At 61.1% G+C, this 26,954-nt stretch carries 27 protein-coding genes; 22 read left to right on the plus strand and 5 right to left on the minus strand.

Annotated features, from left to right (window positions below):
* Positions 1–8 precede the first annotated feature (8 nt).
* On the minus strand, positions 9–710 hold the full coding sequence (locus MKI86_RS19455) for a GntR family transcriptional regulator (protein WP_241604397.1): 702 nt from the start codon (positions 708–710) through the stop codon (positions 9–11).
* Between the two features lie 124 nt (positions 711–834).
* Between MKI86_RS19455 and MKI86_RS19460 the strand changes: the two genes are divergently transcribed.
* The 8 genes from MKI86_RS19460 (at position 835) to MKI86_RS19495 (ending at position 8,927) form a co-directional block, all read left to right on the plus strand.
* Positions 835–2,349: an aldehyde dehydrogenase family protein gene (locus MKI86_RS19460; protein ID WP_241604399.1), complete on the plus strand. Its 1,515-nt coding sequence runs from the start codon at positions 835–837 to the stop codon at positions 2,347–2,349.
* A gap of 125 nt (positions 2,350–2,474) precedes the next feature.
* Positions 2,475–3,425: a sugar ABC transporter substrate-binding protein gene (locus MKI86_RS19465; protein WP_241604401.1), complete on the plus strand. Its 951-nt coding sequence runs from the start codon at positions 2,475–2,477 to the stop codon at positions 3,423–3,425.
* Positions 3,426–3,493: 68 nt separating this feature from the next.
* Positions 3,494–4,513 carry an ABC transporter permease gene (locus MKI86_RS19470; RefSeq protein WP_241604403.1) on the plus strand — a complete coding sequence of 340 codons (1,020 nt, stop codon included), beginning with the start codon at positions 3,494–3,496 and terminating at the stop codon, positions 4,511–4,513.
* The gene (locus MKI86_RS19475; protein WP_241604405.1) at positions 4,513–5,244 is read left to right on the plus strand and encodes an ATP-binding cassette domain-containing protein; all 732 of its coding nucleotides are present in this window, start codon (positions 4,513–4,515) and stop codon (positions 5,242–5,244) included. The genes MKI86_RS19470 and MKI86_RS19475 overlap by 1 nt, the downstream gene beginning before the upstream one ends.
* A gap of 31 nt (positions 5,245–5,275) precedes the next feature.
* The gene (gene kduI, locus MKI86_RS19480; RefSeq protein ID WP_241604407.1) at positions 5,276–6,118 is read left to right on the plus strand and encodes a 5-dehydro-4-deoxy-D-glucuronate isomerase; all 843 of its coding nucleotides are present in this window, start codon (positions 5,276–5,278) and stop codon (positions 6,116–6,118) included.
* Positions 6,115–6,870, plus strand: a complete 756-nt coding sequence (gene kduD / locus MKI86_RS19485; RefSeq protein WP_241604409.1) for a 2-dehydro-3-deoxy-D-gluconate 5-dehydrogenase KduD — start codon at positions 6,115–6,117, stop codon at positions 6,868–6,870. The genes kduI and kduD overlap by 4 nt, the downstream gene beginning before the upstream one ends.
* Before the next feature lie 9 nt (positions 6,871–6,879).
* The gene (locus MKI86_RS19490) at positions 6,880–7,206 is read left to right on the plus strand and encodes a cupin domain-containing protein (protein ID WP_241604411.1); all 327 of its coding nucleotides are present in this window, start codon (positions 6,880–6,882) and stop codon (positions 7,204–7,206) included.
* 131 nt (positions 7,207–7,337) lie between these two features.
* The gene (locus MKI86_RS19495) at positions 7,338–8,927 is read left to right on the plus strand and encodes an ABC transporter substrate-binding protein (RefSeq protein WP_241604413.1); all 1,590 of its coding nucleotides are present in this window, start codon (positions 7,338–7,340) and stop codon (positions 8,925–8,927) included.
* Positions 8,928–9,079: 152 nt separating this feature from the next.
* Here MKI86_RS19495 and MKI86_RS19500 read toward each other — a convergent pair whose 3' ends face one another.
* Positions 9,080–9,859, minus strand: coding sequence for an SDR family oxidoreductase (locus MKI86_RS19500; protein ID WP_241604415.1), 780 nt, complete (start codon positions 9,857–9,859; stop codon positions 9,080–9,082).
* Positions 9,856–10,188 carry a nuclear transport factor 2-like protein gene (locus MKI86_RS19505; protein ID WP_241604417.1) on the minus strand — a complete coding sequence of 111 codons (333 nt, stop codon included), beginning with the start codon at positions 10,186–10,188 and terminating at the stop codon, positions 9,856–9,858. Before MKI86_RS19505 ends, MKI86_RS19500 begins: the two co-directional genes overlap by 4 nt.
* 117 nt (positions 10,189–10,305) lie before the next feature.
* Here MKI86_RS19505 and MKI86_RS19510 point away from each other — a divergent pair, with 117 nt between their 5' ends.
* From MKI86_RS19510 to MKI86_RS19545, 8 genes are all read left to right on the plus strand, one after another.
* Positions 10,306–11,208, plus strand: a complete 903-nt coding sequence (locus MKI86_RS19510) for a LysR family transcriptional regulator (protein ID WP_241604419.1) — start codon at positions 10,306–10,308, stop codon at positions 11,206–11,208.
* Positions 11,209–11,418: 210 nt separating this feature from the next.
* Entirely contained in the window at positions 11,419–12,036 is a 618-nt protein-coding gene (locus MKI86_RS19515; RefSeq protein ID WP_241604421.1) for a helix-turn-helix domain-containing protein, read from the plus strand.
* 78 nt (positions 12,037–12,114) lie between these two features.
* Positions 12,115–13,152: an extracellular solute-binding protein gene (locus MKI86_RS19520; RefSeq protein WP_370880025.1), complete on the plus strand. Its 1,038-nt coding sequence runs from the start codon at positions 12,115–12,117 to the stop codon at positions 13,150–13,152.
* Between the two features lie 63 nt (positions 13,153–13,215).
* Positions 13,216–14,118 (plus strand): ABC transporter permease, encoded by a 903-nt coding sequence (locus MKI86_RS19525; RefSeq protein WP_241604426.1) that lies wholly within the window; start codon positions 13,216–13,218, stop codon positions 14,116–14,118.
* Positions 14,119–14,120: 2 nt separating this feature from the next.
* Complete coding sequence (locus MKI86_RS19530) at positions 14,121–14,906, plus strand: ABC transporter permease (RefSeq protein WP_241604428.1); 786 nt, start codon at positions 14,121–14,123, stop codon at positions 14,904–14,906.
* Positions 14,907–14,908: 2 nt separating this feature from the next.
* A complete protein-coding gene (locus MKI86_RS19535) occupies positions 14,909–16,024 on the plus strand; it encodes an ABC transporter ATP-binding protein (RefSeq protein ID WP_241604430.1) in 1,116 nt (371 codons plus the stop codon).
* A 17-nt stretch (positions 16,025–16,041) separates the two neighbouring features.
* Positions 16,042–17,427 (plus strand): NAD(P)/FAD-dependent oxidoreductase, encoded by a 1,386-nt coding sequence (locus MKI86_RS19540; RefSeq protein WP_241604432.1) that lies wholly within the window; start codon positions 16,042–16,044, stop codon positions 17,425–17,427.
* 21 nt (positions 17,428–17,448) lie between these two features.
* Complete coding sequence (locus tag MKI86_RS19545) at positions 17,449–17,808, plus strand: cupin domain-containing protein (RefSeq protein ID WP_241604435.1); 360 nt, start codon at positions 17,449–17,451, stop codon at positions 17,806–17,808.
* Positions 17,809–17,957: 149 nt separating this feature from the next.
* On the opposite strand, the gene MKI86_RS19550 is transcribed toward MKI86_RS19545, so the two are convergent.
* Positions 17,958–18,746: a helix-turn-helix transcriptional regulator gene (locus MKI86_RS19550; RefSeq protein WP_241604437.1), complete on the minus strand. Its 789-nt coding sequence runs from the start codon at positions 18,744–18,746 to the stop codon at positions 17,958–17,960.
* A 117-nt stretch (positions 18,747–18,863) separates the two neighbouring features.
* Here MKI86_RS19550 and MKI86_RS19555 point away from each other — a divergent pair, with 117 nt between their 5' ends.
* From MKI86_RS19555 to MKI86_RS19580, 6 genes are all read left to right on the plus strand, one after another.
* Entirely contained in the window at positions 18,864–20,207 is a 1,344-nt protein-coding gene (locus MKI86_RS19555) for a glutamine synthetase family protein (RefSeq protein WP_241604439.1), read from the plus strand.
* Between the two features lie 37 nt (positions 20,208–20,244).
* Positions 20,245–21,402 (plus strand): ABC transporter substrate-binding protein, encoded by a 1,158-nt coding sequence (locus MKI86_RS19560; RefSeq protein WP_241604441.1) that lies wholly within the window; start codon positions 20,245–20,247, stop codon positions 21,400–21,402.
* Between the two features lie 74 nt (positions 21,403–21,476).
* The gene (locus tag MKI86_RS19565) at positions 21,477–22,574 is read left to right on the plus strand and encodes an ABC transporter ATP-binding protein (protein WP_241604443.1); all 1,098 of its coding nucleotides are present in this window, start codon (positions 21,477–21,479) and stop codon (positions 22,572–22,574) included.
* A 2-nt stretch (positions 22,575–22,576) separates the two neighbouring features.
* Positions 22,577–23,452 carry an ABC transporter permease gene (locus MKI86_RS19570; RefSeq protein WP_241604445.1) on the plus strand — a complete coding sequence of 292 codons (876 nt, stop codon included), beginning with the start codon at positions 22,577–22,579 and terminating at the stop codon, positions 23,450–23,452.
* Entirely contained in the window at positions 23,452–24,285 is an 834-nt protein-coding gene (locus MKI86_RS19575; protein WP_241604447.1) for an ABC transporter permease, read from the plus strand. The genes MKI86_RS19570 and MKI86_RS19575 overlap by 1 nt, the downstream gene beginning before the upstream one ends.
* A 16-nt stretch (positions 24,286–24,301) precedes the next feature.
* Positions 24,302–25,465: an iron-containing alcohol dehydrogenase gene (locus MKI86_RS19580; protein WP_241604449.1), complete on the plus strand. Its 1,164-nt coding sequence runs from the start codon at positions 24,302–24,304 to the stop codon at positions 25,463–25,465.
* Positions 25,466–25,587: 122 nt separating this feature from the next.
* Here MKI86_RS19580 and MKI86_RS19585 read toward each other — a convergent pair whose 3' ends face one another.
* A complete protein-coding gene (locus tag MKI86_RS19585; protein ID WP_241604451.1) occupies positions 25,588–26,910 on the minus strand; it encodes an NAD(P)/FAD-dependent oxidoreductase in 1,323 nt (440 codons plus the stop codon).
* Between the last annotated feature and the right edge of the window lie 44 nt (positions 26,911–26,954).

The following is a 26,954-nucleotide window of genomic DNA, read 5'->3' on the forward strand; positions in this document are numbered from 1 at the left end:
CGACCCGTTCATTCGAACAGATCGGGATTGTCGGCCTCGATTTGCGGGAGGTCTGCGAGGATCCCGTTCAGGTGACTGCGCATGGCGGCCTCGGCCGCATCGGCATTGCGCGTGTCGATGGCGTTGATGATCGCCTCGTGCTCTCCAACCAGCCTTACCATGGAATCGGGATGACGGAGCTGGAGATTGCAGACCCTGTCCATATGCGCCTTGATGTCCGATATGGCGCTCCAGGCAAGGCCACACCCTGCCCCCTCGGCAATCGCGATGTGGAACTGCTCGTCCTCGCGGCGGAAGGCATTGTGATCGTGCGCTTCCATCGCCTTCTTCTGGCGGTCGAGGATCGTGTCTATCTTGCGCCGCGTCCAGCTGTCGAAGGCCCCGCTTGCGCGACGGGCGACGGCGGTCTCTATCGCCTCGCGCACGAAGCGAGCCTCCATCATCTTTCGCGCCGAGATGCGCACGACGACCGTACCGCGGTTGGGCCGGATATCCACCAGCTTCGATTTGCCAAGCGCGATCAGCGCCTCGCGCACCGGCTGACGTGAGACGCCCATGCGTGTGGCGATTTCCTGTTCGGAGAGGCGCATGCCGGGCGTGAGTTCCAGCTGGATGATGGACTCGCGCAAATCCCGTTCCACCTGCGCTGCCGCGGTTTCACCGGTGTCTATTTTGAGGGATTCAAGGTTCACGTCTTTTCCCATCGTCATGCGTTGACATCCAATCTGAGCCACCATACAGTACCATACAATTCATACGCAACATAAATCCGGTGGCCTGAAAACCGGATCAACAGGGAGGGGCTGGCGCACCGTTGCCGGCCGGAAGACGATATTGCTGTCCAATTTCATAGCACCCGATTCCCGTGACCCGCGGCTGAATATTAAAGCCCGCTATCAGATGGTTGTCGATGGGAAGTCCGTCGATGCGGCATCCGGCAAGACGATCGAGCGCGTGAGCCCTGGCCACGCCGGCGCGGTCGTCGGCATCTGGCCGGAAGCCTCGGCAGATGATGTGCGGGTGGCCATTGCGGCAGCACGCCGGGCCTTCGATACCGGTCCATGGCCGCGTATGTCGGGCGCCGAGCGCTCGCGCCTGATGTTCAAGGTGGCGGACCTTATCCTTCTTCATCAGGAAGAGCTTGCGCTGGCCGAAAGCCTGGAAGTCGGAAAGCCGATCAATCAGGCGCGCGGCGAAATCGGATTCTGCGCCGACCTGTGGTCCTATGCCGCCGGCCAGGCAAGGGCTTTGGAGGGCCAGAGCCACAACAATATCGGTGACGACCGTCTTGGTCTCGTGCTGCGTGAACCGGTCGGCGTTGTCGGCATCGTCACGCCGTGGAACTTCCCCTTCATCATCGCTTCGGAGCGCGTGCCATGGGCGATCGGCGCTGGCTGCACGGTGGTGCTGAAGCCGTCGGAATTCACCTCCGGCACCTCGATCCGCATGGCCGAACTGGCGCGCGAGGCCGGTATTCCCAACGGCGTGTTCAACGTCGTTACCGGCTACGGCGACCCTGCGGGGCAGGTTCTGGCCGAAGATCCTGACGTCGACATGGTTGCCTTCACCGGCTCCGTCCGTGTCGGCACCAAGCTCGGCGAGATCGCGGCGCGCAGCGTCAAACGCGTCGGGCTGGAACTCGGCGGCAAGGGGCCGCAGATCGTCTTTGCCGATGCAGACCTGGAAGCCGCCGCTGACGGCATCGCCTATGGCGTCTATCACAATGCAGGGCAGTGCTGCATTTCCGGTAGCCGACTGCTGGTAGAGGAAAGCGTCCGCGACGCGCTGATGGAGCGCCTGCTGGACATCTCGCGCAAGGTCACCTTCGGCGATCCGCTGAACGAGCGCACGAAGATTGGCGCAATGATTTCGGAGGCGCATGCGGAGAAGGTGCATTCCTATGTCGAGGCTGGCCTTGCCTCCGGCGCAAAGCTCCTGCTGGGCGGGGAGAGGGTCGGCAGGGAGGCCGGTCTCTATTATGCACCGACAGTGTTTGCCGGTGTCACGCCCGACATGTCGATCGCGCGCGAGGAGATTTTCGGGCCGGTGCTTTCAACGCTGACCTTCAAGACGGCAGATGAGGCGGTAGCCATGGCCAATGCCACGGAATTCGGCCTGTCGGCTTCCGTCTGGTCCACCAATCTCGAAAAGTCGCTGCAAAGCATCCGCCGTATCCGCGCCGGCCGCTGCTGGATCAACAGCGTCATCGACGGCACGCCGGAAATGCCGATCGGCGGCTACAAGAAGAGCGGCCTCGGGCGTGAACTCGGCCGGTACGGCTTCGACGAATATTCCCAGTTCAAGGGCGTGCATGTCACGCTCGGGCGCCCCGCGCCCTGGTTCGGGTAGCGGGCTGCCCATCCGGGCGGTCACGAGGAGGAAAATCTCGGCTGGCGAAATCTTTGGTCGGAGCCCGCCAGCCGAGACTTGGGTCTTTTGGACCCACATTGCACATCCAAAGGGAGGATACGCAAATGAAGTTGACCAGGTTGAAAGCCGCGGCAATCGCCGCCGGCATTGCCAGCATGATGGCTTCGACGGCGCTTGCCGCTGACGTCAAGGCCACGATGATCATCTACCTCGATCCGAGTGTCCAGTTCTTTAATCCCGTGGTGAAGGGCGCGCAAGACGCCGCCAGCCAGTTCGGCGTCGATCTCGACGTGCAATATGCCAACAATGATCCGGTACGCCAGAACGACTTGATCGAAAGCGCGACCGCCAGTGGCGTCGATGGCATCGCGGTCGCGATCTCCTCGTCAGACGCCTTTGACGAAAGCATTTGCGCTGCCACAAAGGCCGGAATCATCGTCATCGGCTTCAACAATGACGACCTCGACGGCGCCAAGGGCAATTGCCGCCAGGCCTATGTCGGCATGGATGAGTTTGCTTCGGGCTACGAGCTCGGCAACCGCATGATCAAGGAGTTCGGCCTGAAATCCGGCGACGTCGTTTTCAACCCGCGCGAAATTCCCGAGGCGAGCTTTGCAGTGGCGCGTGGCGGCGGGATCGAGAAGGCGATGACGGAGACCGGCATCAGGGTCGAGACGGTGCGTGCGGGTCTCGATCCCGCCGAAGCGCAGAACATCATCGCACAGTTCCTGATCGCCAATCCGAACGTGAAGGCGCTGTTCGGCACGGGCTCGGTCACCTCGACAGTTGGTGCGGGTGCCATCAAGGATGCCGGCGTCAACATTCCCTTTGGCGGATTCGACCTTGCCGTCGAGATCGTCAACGCCGTGGAGTCCGGTGCGATGTTCGCGACCATGGACCAGCAGCCCTACCTTCAGGGCTACTATCCGATCGCCCAGATCGCGCTAGCCAAGAAGTACGGCCTGACGCCGACGGACGTCGACACCGGACAGGGTGCCTTCCTCGACAAGTCGCGCATCAGCTCGGTCAAGCCCCTGATCGGCAGCTACCGCTAACCGGATGTTGCGGGAACCCGCCGGCGTGCCCCGGCCGGTTCCCCATTCCCCAAATTGAGTGCCAGACCGTGACACCTATCCTTGCTGACAACGCCATGCACCGTTCGCGCACGCAAAGACAATCCGTTCTCAAGCAGATCATGGCGATGCCCGCCGGAGCGATTTTCCTCGTCTTCATGACGTTGCAGATAGTCTGTATCGCCGGTGCGCTGCTTTATCCGAACGAGTTTCGCTATCTTTCGCCGCAGAATCTGACAATCCTCATGAAGGCGATACCCGTGCTCGGCTGCCTGGCGCTTGGTGCCGGTGTGCTGATGATTGCGGGCGAGTTCGATCTGTCCATCGGTTCCGTCTACACCTTTACCGCCGTCCTCATGGCGAGCTTGGTCGGCGCAGGCCTCAGTGCCTTTCTTGCCGCGCCACTGGGCATCGTTGCCGGCCTGCTGATCGGGCTGCTCAATGGCCAGATCACGATACGCTTCGGCCTTCCATCCTTCATCGTGACGCTCGGCGGCCTGTTGTTCTGGCGCGGCGCCGTGCTTCTCTACAACGGTGCTGTGCAAGTGCGCTTCGATCCCGAGCCGGCCTTCACCAGCCTGTTTTCCGGTACGCTGTTCGGCATCAATGCCGCCTTCATCTGGATCGTGCTTTTCGTGGTCGGCTTTCACTATCTGCTGCACCACCATCGCTTCGGCAACCATGTCTTCGCGACAGGCGGCAATCGCGGTGCGGCCGAGGCGATCGGCATCAACACAAATCGCGTGAAACTCATTGCCTTCGCCGTTGCCGGTGGCATGGCCGCCATGGCGGGCATTCTTGCCACCGCGCGCGTCGGCAGCGTTCAGCCGGGTCAGGGTGCCGGTCTCGAACTCCAGGCGATTGCCGCCTGCGTTATCGGCGGGCTTTCGCTGCGTGGCGGCCGTGGCTCGATCATCGGCATCTTCCTCGGGGTGCTGCTCATTCATACGATCACCGACGTGCTTCTGCTTCTGCGGGCGCCCGGCTTCTATCTCGACATGTTCATCGCGACGCTGATCGTGCTGGCCGCCATCTTCAATCATCTCATCGAGCGGCGAGGCGTGGCGTGATGTCTAATCTTCTCGAACTGCACAATATCTCCAAGAGTTTCGGCGCGCTGACGGCGCTTCGCAACCTCAGCTTCCACATTGGCGAAGGGGAAGTGGTTGGCCTGCTCGGCGACAACGGCGCCGGCAAGTCGACCACGGTCAATCTCATTTCCGGTATCCACAAACCGACGGACGGCTATCTTAGCGTCGACGGCACCAGGACGCTCTTCACCTGCCGGTCGGATTCCGCGGACGCCGGCATCGAGACGATCTACCAGCACACAGCCCTGGTCGACAGTCTCTCCATTACGCGCAACATCTTCATGGGCCGCGAACTGACAGACCGTTTCGGCTTCCTCCGTCAGGCCGAAATGCGCCAGACCGCCATGGAGGTCCTGCAGAATGCCGTGCATATCTCGGGCATCGACAGCCCGGACACACTGGTCGGCAACCTCTCTGGTGGCCAGAAGCAGGCGGTTGCCATCGCACGCGCCGTATACTTCAAGAAGCGCATCCTGCTGCTTGACGAGCCCACCTCCGCACTCTCGGTGCGCGAGACGGAAGCACTGCTGAACCAGGTGCTGAGGCTGAAGGCGGAGAACGTTTCCAGCGTGCTGGTGACGCACAACATTTACCACGCTTATCAGGTCTGCGACCGGTTCGTGATCATGAGCCACGGCACCAAGGTCTTCGATGTCGCCAAGGCCGACACGACGATCAACCAGCTCACCGAATATGTCGTGCTCAACTGATGTCCATTCCCGAAAGAAAGAGGCAGATGCCGTGACACTCTCCGTATCCATTCGCCAGGTCGTCGGACCTGAAGACGCCGCAAGGCGCAACACCCAGGGCCTGCGCGATGGCTTCGTCATCGAGGCGATGTTCCAGCCCGGCAAGATCAATCTCACCTACAGCCATCTCGACCGCATGATCGTCGGTGGCGTGGTGCCGACCGGCGGTACACTCACGATCGACCGTGTTGCCGAAACCGGCACGGACCAGTTCCTCGAGCGCCGCGAGGCTGCCATCATCAATATCGGTGGTGCCGGAACGGTCAGCGTCGGCGGCAAGGGCTATAGACTCGGCTTCCAGGAGGCCATCTATGTGGGCAAGGGCTCGGGCGCGCTTAGCTTTGCGAGCGATAACGAGGCCGAGCCGGCGCTATTCTATGTCCTGAGCGCGCCGGCCCATCGCGCTTGCCAGACCGTACTCATCACGCGCGACATGGCGAAGAAGGTGCATCTGGGCTCGGCGGAGGAATCCAACCACCGCACCATCAACCAGTATGTTCATCCCGATGTCTGCGAAAGCTGCCAGCTGGTCGTCGGGCTCACCACGTTCGAGCCGGGCTCGGTTTGGAACACCATGCCGGCGCACGTGCATGACCGGCGCATGGAGGTCTACCTCTATTTCGGCATGCAGGAGGCAACGCGCATCTTTCACTTCATGGGCGAACCGGGCGAAACACGTCATGTCGTTCTGAAGAACCACGAGGCGGTGCTCTCGCCCGGCTGGTCGATCCACTCGGGCGCAGGTACCGGGCGTTACGCCTTCATCTGGGCCATGGCCGGCGATAATATAAGCTTCACCGACATGGACAAGATACCGATGGAATCACTGCGATGAACCCGTTCGATCTCTCCGGCCGATGGGCCATCGTCACCGGTGCCAATACCGGCATCGGGCAGGCAATTGCCGTAGGATTGGCGAAGGCCGGCGCGGATATCGTCGGCGTCGGTCGCTCCGCCATGACGGATACCGAAACAGCGGTGAAAGCGGCGGGGCGGATGTTTGCCGCCGTGTCCGCGGATCTATCTCAAACGGGCAGCGCCGCCAGGGTCATGACCGCCGCGCTGGATGCCGGCGCGACGCCCGACATTCTGGTCAACAACGCCGGCATCATCCGGCGTGCGGATTCACTGGATTTCACGGAAGAGGATTGGGATGCCGTGCTCGACACCAATCTCAAGTCCGTCTTCTTCCTTTGCCAAGCCTTTGCCAAGGCGGCGTTTGCAGCAGAACGCAAGGCCAAGATCATCAACATCGCCTCGCTGCTGTCCTTTCAGGGCGGCATTCGCGTACCGTCCTATACCGCGGCAAAAAGCGGCCTTGCCGGTATCACCAAACTTCTTGCGAACGAATGGGCTGCGCGCGGCATCAATGTGAACGCCGTCGCGCCCGGTTATGTCGAGACCAACAACACGACAGCGCTGCGTGCGGATGTCGAGCGTAGCGCCGATATCCTGAAGCGCATTCCCGCCGGTCGCTGGGCGCGGCCGGAAGACATGGCTGGTGCGGCGGTTTTCCTTGCGAGTGCCGCGTCCGATTACGTGCATGGCGCCATCCTTCCGGTCGATGGCGGATGGCTTGCCCGATGAGAGGTTGAAATGTCCTTTTATTCCCTGCCCCAAAACACGGTCTGGACCGAAGTCGGCCCCGGAAATCGCCGCGCCGTCTTGAGCGAGCGTCCGGAAATGATGCTCGTTGCCTTCAGCTTCGAGGAAGGCGCCATCGGCGCACTGCATTCGCATCCGCATACGCAGGTCAGCTATGTTGCCGAAGGCACTTTCGATGTTACGGTGGAGGGTGTCACTGCCCGGCTTGGCGCCGGCAGCAGCTTTATTGTCGCGCCGAACCTCGTTCACGGCGTTGTCGCACTGACGGCAGGCTTGCTGATCGACACATTCACACCACGCCGAGACGATTTCCTCTAAGGCGAGACGCCGATAAGGCCGCAGCCGCAAGGGCGGGATTTTCAGTTTCGAAAAGTCGCTTCGCCCTCTTGGCAAAAAGCACCGCTGGCATGCAAGATGCTCCAGGAGATCAAGTCAGAAGGAAAGCGCGCATGTCCAGCGACCTCGATCAACTCAGCCGGCTTGTCATCGGCGGGCGGCTGACCCGGCGGGATTTTCTGGGGCGTGCCGCAGCACTCGGCCTGTCTGCGGCCGCTGCGAACACGGTGCTTGCGCGGGCCGCAGCCGCTCAGGCGCCAGCAAAGGGCGGCGTGTTGCGGGCTGGAATGGTCGGCGGCGCAGCCACCGACAGCCTCGATCCTGCAACATGGGCAAGCCAGGTGCCTTATACGCTCGGTCGCTGTTGGGGCGAACAGCTGCTCGAGATATCTCCGGCCGGCGAGATCGAATATCGCCTGGCGGAAGCCTATGAGGCCTCGCGCGACGCCAAGACGTGGACGTTCAAAATCCGTCAGGACGTCACCTTCCACAATGGCAAGGTCGTAACGCCCGAGGACATCGTCGCGACTTTCGAGCGCCATGCGGACAAGAATTCCAAATCGGCAGCGCTTCCCTTTGTTTTCGCATTCGAGACGGTCAAAGCCGACGGGCGAAACGTCGTCATCACACTGAAAGAGCCCAATGCCGACCTGCCCTATGTCGTCGGTGACTACCATCTTATGATCCAGCCGAACGGCGGCAAGGATGATCCGACCGCAGCGATCGGCACCGGCCCCTACAAGATCGTCGTCAACGAGCCGGGTGTTCGCCATGTCGGTGAGAAGCACGAAGGCTACTGGGGCAGCGATCTGCGCGGCCATGCCGACGGCATCGAGATCATCGTGATGAACGATTCCACCGCGCGTACGGCCGCCCTGCACGGCGGCCAGATCGACATGATCAACCGTGTCGAGCCCAAGATCGTGGAACTCGTGAAACGCGTTCCGGGCGTCACGATCCGCAACGTGCCGGGCAAGGGTCATTACGTAATGATTGCCCATTGCGACACCGCCCCCTTCAACAACAACGATCTGCGGCTGGCGTTGAAATATGCCGTCGACCGCGAGGAGATGGTCGATAAGATCCTGGGCGGCTACGGCACGGTCGGCAACGACACACCGATGATCAAAGGCTACCCGCTGTTCGACGACGATATCGAACAGCGGGTGTTCGATCCCGAAAAGGCCGCTGAGCACTACAAGAAGTCCGGCCACAACGGCTCGATACTGTTGCGCACGTCGGAGGTCGCCTTTCCAGGTGCGGTGGATGCCGCCCAGCTCTTTCAACAAAGCGCAGCAAAATGCGGCATCACGCTTGAGATCAAGCGCGAGCCGGGCGACGGGTACTGGTCGGACGTGTGGAACAAGCAGCCGTTTTCCATGTCCTACTGGACCGGACGCCCGACGCAGGATCAGGTCTATTCCCTCGCCTATCTCTCCGGCGCGGAGTGGAACGACACCCGGTTCTTCCGCGACGATTTCGACAAGCTGATCATTGGCGCACGCGCCGAACTCGATGCCGACAAGCGCAAGGCTCTATACCGCGAGGCGGCCGTGATCCTGCGTGACCAAGGGGGCGTGATCGTTCCCATGTTCAATAACTATATCGATGCGACGACCCCACGTGTCGGCGGCTGGATCGATGATCCGAACGGCGAGCTCATGGGCGGGCATGCACTGACAAAATGCTGGGTGGTTTCCTAAGAAGCCGGTCGAGAGAACCGCCCCTAATCACTGTTGTGCGAAAAAAGACGATGAAGGGATTCCCGTCGTCGCATAGGCAATTCGCGGGCAGCGCTGCCGTACCCTTAAACCTTGTGGTCGGACAGATGCGCACCATGGGCGCGCATCGATATTTAGATGGTCGGGATGGTGCCGCCGTCGATCACATGCTCTGTACCGGTAATGGACGTCGCCCGGTCCGAAGCCAGGAAAGCTATGAGGTCTGCGACCTCTCTCGGCTCGGCCGGCCGGCCCAGCGGGATGCCACCGAGCGAATTCATGATCACCTGCACAGCTTCGTCGTAGCCGATGCCGGCTTCGTCGGCTATGCGAAGGGCAAGACCGTTGGCATCAGGACTGGCGATCCAGCCGGGCGAAACCCGGACGACGCGCACGCCCTTACGCGAGACTTCCTTGGAGAGGCTCTTGCTGTAGGTGTTGAGCGCCGCCTTTGCAGATGCATAGGCCGTCGTCGCTTCGGGTAATGGCAGGCGGTTCTGGATCGATGTCACATGAATGACGACACCGCTGCCCTGAGCGATCATTCCAGGGATCAAAGCCCGATCAAGCCTCACTGCTGGAAAGAAGTTCAGATCGAACTCCTTGTCCCATTCAACGTCATCGAGCGCAGCAAAGCCACCCGAAGGAGCAGATGAGCCACCCAGAACGTTCACAAGGATATCGATCCCACCAAGCTCCCGATGAACCGCATCGACGACGGCCTGAACCCCTTCTTTGGTGGTCAGGTCCGCTGCAACGAAAGCGGCACCGGAAAAGTTGGCCGGTTTGGTGCGCGCCGTCGTCAACACGCGTGCTCCGAGCTCCCGGAAGAGCGCAACCGTCGCGGCGCCGGCGCCCGAGGTACCGCCCGTAATCAGGGCTCGACGGCCCTGCAATGTGAGAAAAGCGGTCATGTCGTGATCTCCAGTTCGGCGATCCTGTCGCCGGCGATGACGAAGAAGTAGCGCAGATCGACCGGGCTGCCGGGGAAGTCGCCGGCGACATGCGCCGTCACCTGCGTTCTGCCGTCCTCGGTGGCAATGAAGAAGGGATCCGTTGTGGTGGGACCGTATTTATGGGTGTAATCGACCTTCCACTGGCGGATGGCTTCATGACCGACGAGGGTCTCGCCAGCGTCCTTGACGATTGCGTTTTCCGTGAAAACGGCAGCGAGTTCGTCGGGGCCGCCGTCACGGTCGGCGATGAAAAAGGCCGCGATGCTTTCGGGCATTTTGATTGTCATTTCACGTCTCCAGGTGGGGCCAGGCTTCTCTTTGGGCCGGCACGCAATAATCTATGCCTGGACGAACGCTGCGATAACTGGGACAAACAGGAACGAGGAATTGCGAAAAGAGGGATAATGACGCGGGACATCCTCTCCGACCTGGACGCCGTTCTCAGCATCGCACGGCACGGATCTTTCCGTGCGGCCGCGCTTGATCTGGGCATGTCCACGACGGCCTTGAGCAATGCTGTCGCCAAGCTCGAACAGCGCCTGGGCGTCCGTCTGTTCAACCGCACGACGCGAAGCGTGTCGCTCACCGATGCCGGCAAGACCTTCGTCGAAAGGGTCGGGCCGGCAATGACGGATATCCACGACGCCATGCTAGCCGTACAATCGCTTCAGGAAACGCCATCAGGCACTTTGCGCATCAACGCCTTTGCATCGGCGGCCCGTGAGGTGATGGCGCCGCTCATCCTGTCGTTTCTACAGCGTTATCCGCACGTACACATCGATCTGGTTACGGAGGGACGACTGGTCGACGTCATCGCTGGCGGCTTCGACATGGGGCTCAGGCCCGCGGATCTCGTGCCCACCGACATGATCGCCGTATCGCTCGGGCTGCCGCGTGAGAATGCGGTCGTCGCTTCACCCGATTTTGTGCGCATCCACGGCGAACCGGCCGTACCCGACGATCTTTATCGGTTCAGGTGCATCCGCGCGCGCCTTCCCAACAACGCCCTGTTCCCTTGGCGATTTGAGAAGGACGGAACCCCGCTGCAAATCGACGTCCAGGGCGCCATCACCCTTGATGAGCCGAGCCTTGTCCGGATCGCCGCGCAGAACGGCATCGGTCTCGGCTATGTCATGGAAGCGGACGTGCGCGATGACATTGCAGCTGGGCGGCTTATCCGGGTTCTCAAAGACTGGACTCCCAATCTGGCGCCGCTCGCACTGTACTATCCTGGCCGAAAGAACCCATCTGCCGCTTTCACCGCGTTCATCCAGGCCGCGCGTGAGTTTGCAAGTTCCCGGGAATAGCAGCGGCGCGCGGAACGCCTGTCTGACATTTGTTACTCGCGATCGCGGCTCGATACGGCTTTAGCCGCATTCTGCCCACCGATGGCGGATTGCTTGACGAGCATTGTGCGGCCGGAGGCTTGTCATCCAAATTAAAAAATCGATTCGTGTATTTCGATATTGCTAATCCTCACCCTTCACTTAATATGGCGTTAAGTGAAGGGTGAGGTCGTGAACGAGATTTCCGTAACCGCTGACAACCAGTCTGGCATCGGCGAGAAGGTCAAGGCCTTCCGCACCGCCAGGCGCATGTCGCTGCGGGCGCTGGGAGATGCAACGGGAACGACTGCGAGTTTTCTCAGCCAGCTCGAGCGCGGCCTGAGCGGCGTCAATATCAGTACGCTGATGCGCATTGCCGGTGCGCTCGGCATAAGCCTGACGGACCTTTTCGATGATGGCTCACCCGCTGTCGGTCGCGTGCTGCGAAAGGCGGAGCGTCCGGCTCTGCCGCCGGCGGAGGGTTATCGCAAGATGCTCCTGTCCCGACGTCCGATCCGCGACATGGAAGTCTATATCGGCGAGTTCGATCCGGGCGGCTCGACGGGTGAGAAGCCTTATAGCCACGGGGATTCGCAGGAACTCTTCTTTGTCATGCGCGGCGAGGTGGAGCTGACCCTCGGCGAGGAGCGCCATGTACTATCATCCGGTGACAGCATCGAATATCCAAGCTCGGTTCCGCACAAGACCGTCAATATCGGCACGGAAACCGCTGAAGTCATCTGGATGATCGCGCCGCCCACCAGCGTCGCGGATGATCTGGACCAATACCTGCCCCGGCCCGGCTCGTAGCCCCGGCAGGAACAACGTAACGCGAGCGCTACTGGGAGTATCAACATGAAGAAATTTGCGAGGGCTGTGGCCCTAACGATGACGTGCGCCCTGGCGTTGCCGGTATGGGCACAGGACAAGCCGGTGGCCGGTGAGGTGAAGGAAGGATCGCTCAAGGGCAAGACGCTGACCTTCGTTTCCTACGGTGGCATCTATCAGGATGGTCAGGTCGCCGCCCTGAAGGAATTCGTCGACAAGTCCGGTGTAACGCTCCTGAACGACGGCCCGACCGAAATCGCCAAGCTGAAGGCTCAGGTCGATGCGGGCAACGTCACCTGGGATGTCGTCGATACCGCAGACCTGCCGCCCTACGTTCATTGCGGCACGCTTTTCCAGAAGCTCGATCTCTCCAAGCTCGACGTCTCCAAAATCCCGCCCGGCCAGGTCGGCGAATGCTCGGTTCCGGCGATGAACTATGGCGTCGTCCTGATGTACAAGAACGAGACTTACAAGGATAACCCGCCGAAAAGCTGGGCAGATTTCTTTGACACGGAGAAATTCCCGGGCGTTCGCGCCATCGACGGCTCCGGCGACCCTACCGGGGGTCTGATCGAGCAGGCCTTCAAGGCGACGGGCGGCGATCCGAAGGCGATGACATCAGACGATATCGAAAAAGGCATCCAGAAACTGCGCGACCTTGGTCCCGACACCATCTACTGGAAAACCGGTGCCGAGAGCCAGCAACTTGCGGAATCCGGCGAAGCCGACATGGTCATGATGTGGACCGGCCGTGCTATGACCGCCGTCAAGAACGGTGCAGCCTATACGCCGGTATGGCAGGATTGGCTCGTCGTCATGGACCAGCTGACCATTCCTGTTGGCGTCAAGGACACCGATGCGGCCTATGCGCTCATCAACGCGTATCTCGGTGCGAATGCGCAAGCCGTGCTCACGGAAACAACCTCCTATACGCCGATCAACATGGATGCGAAGCCGAAGGTCGATGACGCGACGGCAGCCTTCCTCACCTCGACGCCTGAGCGCAATGCGCAGGGTTATCAGCAGAACATCCCGTTCTGGGTGAAGAACTTCGATCTCGCTGCCGAGAAGTGGAACGCGCTTCTTTCCGGCAACTGAGCCAATCGCCAGCCCAGCAAGCCCGGTTGCGCGCCGGGCTTGCCTTCCAAACGGGAGATGATGATGACAGCCACGCCCGATGATGGCGCGCCAAACGCTGCGGCCACCGATCTCGCGCAGTCCCCATTCCTGTCGCGTTTTCGGCCACGCGGCCCGGTCTGGCTTGCCACGCCGGCCTTATTGGTGCTTCTCGTCGTGCTTGCCTACCCACTTGGCATCGTGGTGTGGCGCTCGTTTTCCGATCCGGCGATCGGCATCGACAACTACGTCTGGTTCTTCCAGTCTGCCGTCAACCGCGCGGTGCTGCAACGGACCTTCGTCGTCGCCGCCTGGGTCACCCTCGCCTGCCTCATCTGCGCCTATCCCTATGCGTATGCCATGACCATCGTCGGCAGAAACATGCGCCTGGCGCTCATCCTCTGCGTTCTGGTGCCCTTCTGGCTGAGCGGCGTGGTGCGCACGCTCGCATGGGTAATTCTCCTGCAGGATTCCGGCGTCATCAACTCCATCCTGCGCGGCATCGGCCTCCCACCCGTAAAACTCATCCGCACACTTCCGGGCGTCGTCATCGGCATGACGCAGGTCTTGCTGCCTTTCATGATCCTGCCGATCTATTCCGTGATGAAGGGTATCGACACACGCCTGCTGCCGGCCGCGCGAAGTCTGGGCGCAAAGCCCTGGAAGGCGTTCCTCCAGATTTACGTTCCGCTTTCGCTGCCCGGCGTTTACGCCGGCGCGATCATCGTCTTCATTCTCTCGCTTGGCTTTTACATCACGCCGGCACTGCTCGGCGGCCCGCGCAGCATCCTTTTGTCGTCGCTCGTCCAAAACCAGGTTCTCAGTCTGCTCAACTGGGGCCGCGGCGGCGCCATGGGGGTCGTTCTGCTTGTCGCAACCTTCTTGCTTCTCGCCATCGCCGCTCCGTTGATGCGCCAGAAACACACAGCCTCGCGCAGGGAGGTGTGAGCATGCCCTCGTTCTCTCGCATTCTTCTTGGCCTCTTCTGCCTGCTGGTGGCGATCCTGCTTCTTGCGCCGACGCTGGTCGTCATTCCGATGTCTTTCAACGGCAACAAGTCGCTCGCCTTCCCGCCCGTCGGGTTCAGCTGGCAGTGGTACGCGAATTTCTTCAGCAGCCCGGACTGGACGACAAGCTTTTCCAATTCGCTGATCGTCGCCCTCATCGTGGCCGTGGTGGCAACGGTGATCGGCACGCTCGCGGCCTTCGGCGTCAGCCGCGCCGCGGCACGCACCGGCGGCCTGTTGCGGGCCCTGCTCATCACGCCCATGGTCGTGCCTGGTGTCGTGCTGGCGATCGGCATCTATGCGGTCTATCTTGATACGCATCTCGTCGGCACCGTCACGGGCTTCGTGCTCGCCCATACCATGCTAGCCGTTCCCTTCGTGCTGATCGCCGTGCAGGCGAGCCTCGAAGTCTTCGATCGCCGACTGGAAACGGCAGCATCGAGTCTGGGGGCCGGTCGCCTCACCGTGTTCCGCACGGTGACCCTGCCGCTGATCCTGCCGGGAGTGCTGTCGGGCGCGCTTTTCGCCTTCATCACATCGTTCGATGAGATCATCGTCGCGCTGTTCATCACCAGTCCCTATCTGAAGACGCTGCCGGTGCAGATCTATTCGTCGATCACGCGTGATGCCGATCCGACCGTCGCGGCCGTCGGTACCCTGCTCTTCCTCGCTACGTCGCTCATCATCATCGCTGGCCTGCTCCTGGGTATGCGCCGCGAAAGGACCTGACCATGCATGCTTCCCAACGTTCAACCGGTGCCGCGATCGAAATCCGCAAGGCGTCCAAACGTTACGGTGCCTTCACGGCCCTCAACGACATAGACCTCGATATCCGCCCCGGCGAGTTCATGACGTTGCTCGGACCATCGGGCTCCGGCAAGACGACGACGCTGAACCTGATCGCGGGCTTCACCGACATCACCTCAGGCACGCTGCAAATCGGCGGCAAGAGCGTCACGGGCCTGCCCTCGCACAAGCGTAATATCGGCGTCGTTTTCCAGCACTACGCTTTGTTCCCGCACATGACGGTCGGCAAGAACGTCGCCTACCCGCTGGCGCTGCGCGGCATCAAGGGTGATGAACGTGCCAAGCGCGTCCGGCGTGCTCTCGACATGGTGAAGATGGCCGATTTCGCCCATCGCTACCCAAGCGAACTTTCGGGTGGACAGCAGCAACGCGTGGCGCTCGCCCGCGCGCTGGTGTTTGATCCGCCATTGCTTCTCATGGATGAGCCGCTCGGTGCGCTCGACAAGAAGCTGCGTGAATGGCTGCAACTTGAGATCAAGCGCATTCACCGCGAACTCGGCACAACCTTCGTTTATGTGACACATGACCAAGAGGAAGCGCTCGTTCTTTCCGACCGTATCGCTGTCTTCAACGGCGGCCGCATCGAGCAGATCGGCACGGGCCGTGAGCTTTACGACACTCCGGCAACGCTCTTCGTCGGCCGTTTTATCGGTGAGTCCACGGTGTTGCGTGGATCGGCCGAGGTTTCGGGTGATGAAACAGCCATGGTTATCGGCGGACAGAAGGTTTTCGCCCATGGCCGCCTGGCTGATGGTGCTCGCCCGGTGATCCTGCTGCGGCCTGAACGTGTCGCCCTGAAGCGTGCGGGCGCGGATGTCGTTGCGGGCGAAAACCGCCTCACCGGCACGATTGCCGAAGCGATCTATCTCGGTTCCGGCTCGAAATACGAGGTGCGGCTGTCGGACGGTACGATCGCCGTCGTGCGAAGCCCGCTCGGAGCTACTGATTTCGTCATCGGAGATACCGTCGACGTCACCTTCCTCCGCTCCGATCTCATCCTCCTCCCCGACGATGCCAGCGCCGACGTGACGCTGACCTGAACCCGAAAGCCTCTGCCATGGACGTCAAGACCAACGGTAACATCTCCTTCTGGTACGCGGATATCGGCGGACTGCCGCAGAAGCGGCCACCTCTGCCCGGTGACCGCACCGCCGATGTCTGCATCATCGGCGCCGGCTATACGGGCCTGTGGACGGCCTACTATCTGAAGAAGGCCAATCCTTCGCTCGACATCGTCGTCGTGGAGCGCGAATTCGCCGGCTTCGGGGCGTCGGGCCGCAATGGCGGCTGGCTTTCCGGCGGTTTCGGATGGTCGCGGGAAAAATACCTGAAGACGTCCACCCGCGGCGCCGTTGTCGACATGCAGCGCGCCATGGCGGGTACGGTCGATGAGGTGATCCGGGTGGCGACAACGGAAGGCATAGATGCCGATATCCTGCGCGCCGATAACCTCACCGTGGCCACGAACCAGCCTCAGCTCGACCGCGCACGGGAGGAATACCAGTTCTATCTCGATTGGGAGATGCCGCCCGAGCAGATCGAGATGCTGTCGGCGCAAGAGGCGGGCAAACGCATCCGCATCGCAGACGTCAAGGGCGGCTTCGTCATTCGCGACATGGCGCGCGTGCAGCCGGCCAAGCTCGTGCGCGGCCTCGCGGCGGTGGTCGAGGGGCTTGGTGTCCGGATTTTCGAAGGCACGGCCGTCACTACTTTCGAGAAGGGCCGTGTGACGACCGATCGCGGCACGGTGCGCGCGCCCGTCATCATCCGTGCGACGGAAGGTTTCACCGCCGGCCTGCCCGGAGAAGAGCGCACCTGGCTGCCGCTCAACAGCGCGCAGATCGTCACCGAGCCCGTGCCTGACGCGCTGTGGGAGCAGATCGGCTGGGAAGGACATGAGCTGCTTGGCGATGCCGCACATGCCTATTGCTACGCCCAGCGAACGCGCGAGGGGCGCATCACCATGGGTGGGCGCGGTGTTCCCTACCGTTTTGGTTCGAAGACCGACGTCAACGGCCAGACACAGCAGGCGACCATCGAAGCGCTGCATGCCATTCTGACGCGCCTGCTGCCGCAGACGAAATCGCTGAGGATCGACCATGCCTGGTGCGGCGTGTTGGGCGTGCCGCGCGACTGGTGCACGACGGCGGGCTTCGACCGGCAGACCGGTATCGGCTGGGCCGGCGGCTATGTCGGCCTCGGTGTGTCCAGCTCCAACCTTGCCGGCCGCACGCTCGCCGATCTCGTTCTTGGCCGGGAAACGGAGCTGACAGGTCTTCCCTGGGTCAACCGAACGGTGCGCAAATGGGAGCCGGAACCGTTCCGCTGGCTCGGCGTGCATTCCATGTACCAGCTCTATCGAATTGCCGACGAACGTGAATTCGCCGGCCTTGCCCAAACGTCCAGGCTCGCCGCCATCGCGGACGCCATCACCGGCCACTGACTTCTTTCAAGGACATATTCAATGATCAGTTTCGAGAATTTCGGCGATCTTCATAACCGCGACATCGGCGAGTTCACGCCAAAGCCCACCTCAATTGCAGGCGACCAGATGGAAGCCACGCTGGCGCTTTGGAGCAGTGCGAACGGCCAGATGGAGACGGGTATATGGGAATGCACACCCGGCCGCTTCACGGCGGATCGAAGCCAGAATGCCGAAATCTGCTACCTTCTCACCGGCCGCGTGACGCTTCACAATGGCGACGGCGCGTCCCGGGACATCGGTCCCGGCGAAATGTTCGTCCTGCCGCTTGGCTGGCGTGGGGAATGGACCATTCACGAGCAGACACGCAAGATCTACACCATGGTTGCAGGCGGCGTTTGAGATCGCCACCGGAGCCGGCTTCTGGAAGTGGATGACCACATCTCAGGCACCGGCTCCGATTGGACACCTGCGAGCCCGTTGTGGCGGTTGCCGCAACATAGCATCCCGCCGGCAGGCGGGGTCATCGCTCAGCGGAAATCCATCGGACTTCAGAGTTTCGTCAGCTTTCGGATGAAAAGTCCGAACAGTTCTGCCTGGCTTGCGATGTTCAGTTTCTGATGAATGTTCTTCCGGTGAATTTTCACCGTTCCGGATGTTATTTTAAGCGTCGTGGCAATCGATGCGTTGGAATGGCCGCGAAGGATCAATGACGTCACCTCGATCTCGCGCGGCGTCAGCACGCCGTTCGTCATTCTGTTCAGCGTATCGTTGATGGGATCATGTGCGGGTATGGGACTCGCGCCGGCATCGCTGCCGACGACGCTCCAATGTCTTTCGCAAAGGGTTCGAAGCAACGGCTCGGCACCGCGGATCAAAGACAGATCCCGTCGCCCGAAGGCCGGCGCAGTGACGGGGCGAGTGAAGCTGATGACAACCCCGGCCCAGTTCGGCGTCCGGCACAAGATACCGACCTCATCTCTGATACCCGTCAGCACATAGTGCTGGCGATAGTATTCCGAACTGTAGAAGTGGTCCGGCGCCATGGCCTTCAGCCGCAGGATCGACGTTTTCCGGGTGTCGAGCGCAGCGCCGTAGAAGGGGTCGAGCAGGTAGGGCCCGGCGATATAGGCACCCACGATCGTCTGCGCCCGCTTCGGATCGATGTTGTGGTAGCAGCAGACAGGTTTTTCAGCACCGCGATAGGCGAAGACCATCAGCACGTCGAAATCGATGATGGTTGCAAGCGCTGCCTCCAGACGCTGGCCAAAGCTGTCTGTGCCGACAGCCTGCACGACCGCCGCAACCGCGCTGTTCCATGCTGCGAACCCCTGATCCAACCGCTGCCCCTTACCCGTTTGCCGAAGTCGGAAACCGACAGGCGCGTCTATCCCCCCGGGGATATTTCCATGCAACGACACCACGCCCTAGGCTAACCGCAACACTGGGAACAAGTCATGCCGAAATCACCGGATACATACAAAACCTTCGAAACGAAACTGCAGGAGATCGGCGCCCGGTCAGTCCATATCGGCATGGTGGATCCGGAAGGCGAATTCCGTGACAAGCTTGTCTCCGCCGAAAAGGCGGTGAAGCTCGGCAAGGACGGCTATCCGTTCTGCGAGGTGCTCTATTTCTGGGATATTGCTGAAAGCACCTATCGCGACGGATCGTTCGTCGACCGGTCGGCCAGGCTCGATGCGACGACGATCCGCAAATATCCCTTCGCCGAGAACATGGCGCTGTGTATCGCGGATTTCGACGGCGAATTCGGCCGCCGCTCGCCGCGCAATGTCTGCCTTGCGCAGATCGAAAAGGCTGCCGAACTCGGCTTCGATGTGCATGCCGCCTTTGAGTTCGAGTTCTTCGTCTTCGATGAGACGGCGGAGAGCATGAGAGCGAAGCAGTATCGCGATCTCACGCATTTTGCGCAGGGAAACCGGACCTATTCCCTCCAGACGTCGGCGCTTTACGGCGAGCTTCTGGCCGGCCTCGAAACGACGATGGAAACCATGGGCGTCAAGCTCGATGCCATCCACACCGAACTCGGTCCCGGCTGCTTCGAGGCGCCGCTCTATCATGAACAGGGCATCAAGGCGGCGGACGATGCGATGCTGTTCAAGAATTTTGCCCGCGCCTATTTTGCCCGTAACGGCAAGACGGTGAGCTTCATGTCGAAGCTGTCTCCGAAGCTGTCCGGCCAGTCTGGGCACCTCCACCTTTCGTTGCGCGACCGTGATGGCCGCCCCGTCTTTTCCGATGCGTCGGCGTCCGATGGACTCAGCCAGGCGGCACGGCATTTTCTCGGCGGCCTGCTGAAATTCATGCCGGAACTTCTGGCGATGTGCTCCTCCACCGTCAACGCCTACAAGCGCCTCGTGCCGGGTGCGTGGGCGCCCACGGCAGCCAATTGGGGCGTGCAGAATCGCACTGCCGCCGTGCGTGTCATCAACGACCAGCCGGAGAGCACCCGCGTCGAGTTTCGCGTACCGTCAGCAGACACCAACCCTTATCTGGCCTTGTCGATGATGCTGGGTGCCGGCCTTGCCGGCATTCGCGAGCGTATCGAGCCACCGGCGGGCAGCGCGGAGGATTTCTATGCATCCACACCCGCGCAGGATGCCGTCTTCCCGCGTGATCTCCATGAGGCCGCCACCCGCCTGCGCGCAAGCAGCAAGGCGAGAGAGCTTTTCGGCAGCGATTTCGTCGACAGCTTCGCCGAAAGCCGTGAGGTGGAACATCGCGAATATCAGAAACAGGTCAGCGAATGGGAGATCCGGCGCTATCTGGGCGTGGTCTGATGCCGCGCCCCATGAATAACGAAGAGAGGAAGAAAAAATGAAAAAGGGAACAGCAGATATCAGCTCCAACATCGGCGCCGTGAACCGTCGTTCCGTGCTCAAGGGCATGGGCGGTTTGGGCCTCGGCCTCGCAGCCGCCGGCAGCGGCTTTCTCGCGTCACGGCGCGATGCGGCGGCGGCCGAAAGCCTCAATTACATGTGCTGGGAAGGCTACAATGCCCCGAGCATCCTCGAGCCCTTCCAGAAGTCGAAAGACGCCTCGATCTCGATCGACCTCATCACCGATTCCGCAGGCGGCTTTGCCAAGCTCGCAGCCGGCGCATCGCGTGAGTTCGATCTCGTTTCCTCCGACAGCCCGTGGATCCAGCGCATGGGGCCGGCAGGCTTCTGCCGCTATATCGATGAAGCCGATTTCGCCGATCAGTTCGCCGAGTTCTACCCGCAGTTCCGCGCTCCTTTCGAGCCGCTCGCCTTCGAAGGCAAGGCAACCGGCCTTCCCACCCGCTGGGGCTGGGTCGGCCCGACCGTTAACACCAAGTTCGATAAACTGGAGACCTGGTCGAGCTACGCTCCAGTCTTCGACAGCGCCTACAAGGACAAGATTTGCCTTCTCGACTGGGGTGACTGGCCGATCATGCCCCTTGCTCTCTATGCGGGCGTCAACCCCTACGAGGAACTGGACGCCGCTGCACTCGAAGAGGTCCGAAAGGTCCTGCGCGCTGCCTTCAAGAACACGCGCGCCATCGTCGCTGACCTCGCCGTGGCACAGAAGGGGCTGATCGACGGATCCTTCCGCGCCCTTATCGGCGGCGGCACCTATGCGACCTCGGCACTGCGTATGAAGGGCCACGATTATATTCAGTCCATCGTGCCCGAGCCGAAGAACGGCTTGAAGCAGGGCATCATCTGGATGGAAGCGACCGGCCTGATCGACAACGGCAAGAACTCGCAGATCGCGGCAGACTTCCTGAAATACATCGTGTCTCCCGAGGTCGCCAAACAACTCGCAATCACCGAGGCAACCTGCAACCTGGTGCCAAACAGCAAGGCCGAGGCCCTCTTCTCCGAGGAAGAGAAAAAGGCCTTGCAGATGGATTACATGTGGACGGCCTGGGACAACAGCCAGTTCCACACGGTCGCGCCCAATATCGACGACATGCTGGCGATCTGGCAGGAAGAGCTCGCCGCTCGCTAAGTTCGCGCAAAACGACAGGCCTGCCGAAAGGGCAGGCCTGTCTGTTCCCATTGCAGACATCAAGGAAATCGAGCTTGGCCAGCCCCATCATCGATGCATCCGGCATCGTCAAGGACTACGGAGCGGCGCGTGCGCTTCACGGCGTTTCGCTTCAGATCGGCACCGGCGAATTCGTTGCGCTCGTCGGCCCTTCGGGTTGCGGAAAGACGACGCTGCTGAAAATCCTCGCAGGCTTCGAGGAGCCGACAGACGGGCGTCTTGAAATCCAGGGCAAGGATATGCGGGGCGTACCGGCGGCAAGCCGCCCCACGCGCATGGTCTTCCAGAAACTCGCGCTCTTTCCGCACAAGACGGTCGCCGAGAATATCGGCTTTTCCCTCAAGCTACAGAAGGTAAGCAAGACCGAGACGGACAGCCGCATTCGCACGATGCTCGACCTGATGCATCTGAAGCCCGATTATCTCGAGCGCTACCCCGCGCAGCTTTCCGGCGGCGAGCAACAGCGCGTGGCACTTGCCCGCGCGCTGGTGTCCCAGCCGAGCGTTCTGCTGCTGGACGAACCCATGAGCGCGCTTGATGCCAAGCTCAAGAAATCCCTTCAGGCCGAACTCAAGAAGCTGCACCGCGAACTCGGCACCAGCTTCGTGCTCGTCACGCACGATCTTGAAGAAGCGATGATGCTGGCGGACCGCATCTGCGTGATGCGATCAGGGCATGTCGTTCAGGTCGGAACACCCGCCGACATCTATTATCGTCCCGCCAACATGTTCGTCGCAGGCTTCATCGGCGAGACCAATTTCCTCCCCGTGACCGCAACCGCCGCCACCGATGGTGGCATGGCGGTGACGTCTCCGCTGGTTGTTTCCGGAAAAACGACCATCGCGTCCGAGCATGTCTCACCCTCTCTGTCCGCGAAGGGTACGGCGCTACTCGTGCGCCCAGAAACCATACGTTTCGTGAAGGGGGATGCCGCACCGGGTGAATGGCTGCTGGACGGACACGTGGAGGAGTACTTCATCAAGGGTGCGTCCACGCAGTACCGCATCCGCGTCCAGGGGCTCGATGCCGCGGTCATCATGGATCTTCCCGGATCGATCGTGTTGCCGGCCGCTGTCGGCGAGGCGGTGCGCATCGGTTTCGATCCCGTCCAGGCCTTTCTGCTGTCGGAGTGACCATGAGGATCGAATCCAAATCCTGGAACGACCCGGTTCTTGTCGCCACCGTAGCGCCGCTGGCGGTGGTCATGGTCGCGTTCTTCCTGGTACCGCTCCTGATGACGGCGGTGCTGACCTTCCAGACGACACAATACTACCGGCTCGTCTGGACGTGGGACCTGAAAATCTGGACCGAGGTGTTTTCCAAACCGCATTACTGGACGATCATGCTGCGCACGGCGACGATGGCGCTGATCTGCGTCGTTCTGACCGTGCTGATCGCGTTCCCGGTCGCTTATGCGCTTGCCACGCGGCTCAAGACCTTCAAGACGCAAATTCAGATCCTGATCATTTTTGCGTTCCTGACCGATGCCGTACTCAAGACCTTCGGCTGGATTCTGATCCTCGACAAGAACGGTGTGGCCAACTGGCTACTGATGCATTTGGGCTTTCCGCCGGAAATGTTGAACCTGCTGTTCACACCGACCGGCACGATGATCGGAATGGTCTACAATCTGGTCGCCTATCCGATATTCACGATCTATCTTTCGCTGGTGCGGATCGACCGAGATCTGGTGCTCGCAGCTTATGATGCCGGTGCTTCGCGCTTCCGGACCTTCTTCGAGGTTACGCTTCCGCTTTCCCGGCCGGGCCTTTACTCGGGAGCGGTGCTGGTCTTCGTGCTAAGCCTCGGCGCCTTTCTCGAGCCCAAGGTGCTTGGTGGCGGCACATCTCCGCTCGCGTCCGAGCTGATCCGCCAGAGTTTCGAGACCCGTGTGAACTGGCCACTCGGCGCAGCCTTGACCATGGTGCTGATTACCATCGGCGCCCTGATGCTTGCGGCCTGCGCGGCATTCGCCCTTCGACGCACGGCAACGACGAGGAGGCCCGCCTGATGTCACAGCGTATGCGCAACGCGTTGGTCGATACGGCACTGGTCGGCTCGGTCGTCCTTCTTATCATATTCTTCTACGCGCCGATCGCCACGCTGGTCGCGTTTTCCTTCACGTCGAGCCGCGTGTTGACGCTGCCGATAGAGAGCTTCTCACTGCAATGGTATGGTGAGCTGTTCAACAAGCCGGACTTCTTTCCAGCCGTCCTGAATTCTGCCACCGTCGCGGCAGTTTCGACAATCTTCGCAACGGTCCTCGGCACAGCCGGAGCCGTCGCGTGGATCAGATACCGTTTTCGCCTTCAAGGCGCGTTCCGCGGTCTCACCTTCGCGCCGCTCCTGTTTCCGCAATTGCTGCTCGGCGTGGTCATGCTGTTGTGGTTTTCGGTACTCGGCAGCTGGCTGGGCTTTTCGACGGGCCTCGTCACCGTCATCATCGGCCATGTCGTCTACATCACACCCTTCGCACTCGTTGTTGTCGCCGTTCAGGTCTATGGTTTCGACGAAACGCTGGAAGATGCCGCACGCGATGCCGGTGCAAGTGGTTGGGAAGTCTTCCGCGAGATCACGTTCCCGCTGCTCTGGCCCGGCATCTTTTCTGCGGCCATCTTCTCCTTCCTGCTTTCCTGGGGGAACTTCTACGTTTCCTACTCGCTTGCCGGAACGGCGCGCACGCTGCCGATCTTCGTCTATAGCGGCATAGCCGTCGGCTCGTCGCCGATCTATCCGGCGCTTGCCACAGTCAATCTCGTGCCGGCACTTCTTCTGGTCATCGTCGCCGAGGTGCTGCGTCGCCGTGCGCTGAAGCGTCAGACGTCCGGCATTTCCACATCCTAACAAGCAAGGTTCCAACATGCCCGTTGATACGCCCACTGCCACCAGCAACTGGAGTTTCCCCACCGCCGTGCGCTTCGGTAACGGCCGCATCGCCGGCTTGGGCGAGATGGTGCGCGAACTTGGCGCAAGCCGCCCGCTCGTCGTGACCGATGCCGGGCTGAAGGATCTCTATCCCGTGCAGCGGACGCTCGAAGCCCTGAAAACCAGCGGTCTTGCACCCGAACTCTACTGGAATGTCAAACCCAATCCCACCGGCGGCAACGTCGCCGATGGTGTCGCGGCATTCCGGGCTGGCGACCACGATCTGGTGGTCGCGATCGGCGGCGGAAGCGCGCTGGATGCGGCCAAAGCGATCGCCTTCATGGCCCGCCAGACCATCCCTATGTGGGATCTCGAGGATATCGGAGATAACTGGAAGCGCGCCAACACCACCGGCCTCGTGCCTGTTATCGCCGTCCCCACTACGGCCGGAACCGGCTCGGAACTCGGCCGCTCCTCGGTGATCACGCATGAGACCGATAAGCGCAAGGTCATCGTCTTTCATCCGCGCATGATGCCGGACATTGTCATCATGGACCCCGAACTCACCGTCGGGCTGCCTGCAAATATCACCGCCGCAACCGGCATGGATGCGCTGTCGCACGCCCTCGAAGCACTCAGCGCTCCGTCGTTCCATCCGATGGCAGAGGGCATTGCGCTCAATGCGCTACGGCTGATCCACAAATGGCTGCCGATCGCCACACACGATGGCGGCAATCTGGAAGCGCGCGGCCAGATGCTCATCGCCTCGGGAATGGGCTGTGTCGCCCTGCAGAAGGGGCTGGGCGCTATCCATGCGCTCGCTCATCCGCTCGGTGCTCTCCACGATGCACATCATGGCCTTCTGAACGCCGTGCTGATGCCCTATGTCGTTACATTCAACGCGCCGGCCATTGCAGACAAACTCCAACTGCTGGCACGCGTTCTGGACCTTCCGCGCAAGGATGCGGACGGCGTGATCGACTGGATCGTTGCGCTGCGCAGCGACCTGTCCATTCCGGAAAAACTGTCAGGCATGGGCTTGAAAGACGTCGACATCAACAAGGTTGCGCAGATGAGCCTGCTCGATCCCTGCGCGGGCGGCAATCCGGTCAAGCTCGACGAAGAGAATGTCCGCGGCATTCTTTCCGCAGCGAGCTAGAGCATTTTCAGCCGAAGCGGGATTGCCTCGACGTTGGAAATAGCATTTCCGGTGAAAACCAGGTTCACCGGAAATGCCCCGGATCGCGCTGACAACCGCGCCTGAGCGGATCTGAACGTCGATCACGTCATCCCCAAGCGATCCTTCAGGCGGTAGTACGGAAACACGTATCTCGCGGCTCTGGCCTTGATGGACCACAGCGCGATGTCGTTTCGGTGATCATAGACATTGACGGGCACGTCATCGAGCTCACGCTTGCCTGCCATGACCTCGCCCATGAGACGACCGAGATTTTGCGCGAGGTTGACGCCTCTGGTGGAGAACCCGCCGATGGAGAAGACGTTCCGACCCAGCCGCAAGATGTGCGGCAGGTAGCTGTCCGTCACCGCACAATAACCTTCCCAATAGCTTTCGAGCTGAATGTCATCGTCGGTCAATTGTGGGAAGAGCATCTTCATTCGCCCGCGGGCATGCTCCTCGCCATAGGCCACCTTGTTGCCGAAATCGAACACGGCACCGCCGGAAATCAGTCGACCATCCGAATCCAGGCGCCCGAAACCGCCGGATTTGCGAAGATCCGTAAAGCACAGCTGCGTCTTGAGGATTTTCTGGCGCAACGCCTCGCTAAGCGGCTTCGTGGCGACATGGTACAGATAGACAGGGATGACGGATTTTTGCACGGCCGGCAGGAAGTCGCCCGTATAGGCATTGGTCGCAAACACTGCCGACCGTGCCGACACATGGCTTGAGCCGCAGCGAACGATGACGCCCTGCGCGGTTTCCTCGAAGCCGTCGACTGCACTGTTTTCGAAAATGCGCACGCCGCTTTGCTCGGCGGCTCGCGCCAGCCCGACCGACAGACTATAGGGGTTGACGGTTCCGCCTTGCGCATTGGACCAGCCGCCGAGATAGCCCTGTGCGCCCAGAAGATCGGCGACATCAGCGGGAGAATGCCATTCCACCTTGGCACCAAGCGCCTTCCATTCATCATGGACCTTGCGCACCCTTTGCATCGAGGCATCGGAATGGGCTGGTTGCATCCAGCCGTTCTGGACCGCCGAGCATTTGATCTGAAAGGCCTCGATTTGCCGGAATACGGCATCGGCGCCATGCAGAACGAGGTCGGCAAGCGCGAGGCCCTTGCGCCGACCGACGGATGCCTCGACGACAGAGGGGGTTATGCCACCCGGAAACTGCGGCACATTGTAACCGCCGTTGCGGCCAGCGGCGCCGTTTCCGACGCGGCCGGCCTCCAGCACCACGACACGCAGCCCGTTCTTTGCGGCGTGAATGGCGGTGTTGAGACCCGAATATCCGCCGCCGATGACGACGAGATCCGCGACCTCCTCTCCGGAAAGACGCGGATAGTCGCGGACGGTTTCCTGCAGGGTCTTCGTCCAGACGACGCCTTGCATGGTGGGATCGATCGGGCTTGCCATGGACATGATCACTGACCTTCGATGGTTTTTCGGAAAGAGAATTCGAGAAT

It is taken from the genome of Shinella sedimenti (assembly GCF_022601905.1).
Taxonomy (GTDB): Bacteria; Pseudomonadota; Alphaproteobacteria; order Rhizobiales; family Rhizobiaceae; genus Shinella; species Shinella sedimenti.

Bases quoted from the DNA above. Each gene is read 5' to 3' on its own strand.
- MKI86_RS19455 (WP_241604397.1), bottom strand. From the start codon at position 710: ATGACGATGGGAAAAGACGTGAACCTTGAATCCCTCAAAATAGACACC.
- MKI86_RS19465 (WP_241604401.1), top strand. From the start codon at position 2,475: ATGAAGTTGACCAGGTTGAAAGCCGCGGCAATCGCCGCCGGCATTGCC.
- MKI86_RS19475 (WP_241604405.1), top strand. From the start codon at position 4,513: ATGTCTAATCTTCTCGAACTGCACAATATCTCCAAGAGTTTCGGCGCG.
- kduD (WP_241604409.1), top strand. From the start codon at position 6,115: ATGAACCCGTTCGATCTCTCCGGCCGATGGGCCATCGTCACCGGTGCC.
- MKI86_RS19490 (WP_241604411.1), top strand. From the start codon at position 6,880: ATGTCCTTTTATTCCCTGCCCCAAAACACGGTCTGGACCGAAGTCGGC.
- MKI86_RS19495 (WP_241604413.1), top strand. From the start codon at position 7,338: ATGTCCAGCGACCTCGATCAACTCAGCCGGCTTGTCATCGGCGGGCGG.
- MKI86_RS19500 (WP_241604415.1), bottom strand. From the start codon at position 9,859: ATGACCGCTTTTCTCACATTGCAGGGCCGTCGAGCCCTGATTACGGGC.
- MKI86_RS19505 (WP_241604417.1), bottom strand. From the start codon at position 10,188: ATGACAATCAAAATGCCCGAAAGCATCGCGGCCTTTTTCATCGCCGAC.
- MKI86_RS19510 (WP_241604419.1), top strand. From the start codon at position 10,306: ATGACGCGGGACATCCTCTCCGACCTGGACGCCGTTCTCAGCATCGCA.
- MKI86_RS19520 (WP_370880025.1), top strand. From the start codon at position 12,115: ATGACGTGCGCCCTGGCGTTGCCGGTATGGGCACAGGACAAGCCGGTG.
- MKI86_RS19525 (WP_241604426.1), top strand. From the start codon at position 13,216: ATGACAGCCACGCCCGATGATGGCGCGCCAAACGCTGCGGCCACCGAT.
- MKI86_RS19530 (WP_241604428.1), top strand. From the start codon at position 14,121: ATGCCCTCGTTCTCTCGCATTCTTCTTGGCCTCTTCTGCCTGCTGGTG.
- MKI86_RS19535 (WP_241604430.1), top strand. From the start codon at position 14,909: ATGCATGCTTCCCAACGTTCAACCGGTGCCGCGATCGAAATCCGCAAG.
- MKI86_RS19540 (WP_241604432.1), top strand. From the start codon at position 16,042: ATGGACGTCAAGACCAACGGTAACATCTCCTTCTGGTACGCGGATATC.
- MKI86_RS19545 (WP_241604435.1), top strand. From the start codon at position 17,449: ATGATCAGTTTCGAGAATTTCGGCGATCTTCATAACCGCGACATCGGC.
- MKI86_RS19555 (WP_241604439.1), top strand. From the start codon at position 18,864: ATGCCGAAATCACCGGATACATACAAAACCTTCGAAACGAAACTGCAG.
- MKI86_RS19560 (WP_241604441.1), top strand. From the start codon at position 20,245: ATGAAAAAGGGAACAGCAGATATCAGCTCCAACATCGGCGCCGTGAAC.
- MKI86_RS19570 (WP_241604445.1), top strand. From the start codon at position 22,577: ATGAGGATCGAATCCAAATCCTGGAACGACCCGGTTCTTGTCGCCACC.
- MKI86_RS19575 (WP_241604447.1), top strand. From the start codon at position 23,452: ATGTCACAGCGTATGCGCAACGCGTTGGTCGATACGGCACTGGTCGGC.
- MKI86_RS19580 (WP_241604449.1), top strand. From the start codon at position 24,302: ATGCCCGTTGATACGCCCACTGCCACCAGCAACTGGAGTTTCCCCACC.
- MKI86_RS19585 (WP_241604451.1), bottom strand. From the start codon at position 26,910: ATGTCCATGGCAAGCCCGATCGATCCCACCATGCAAGGCGTCGTCTGG.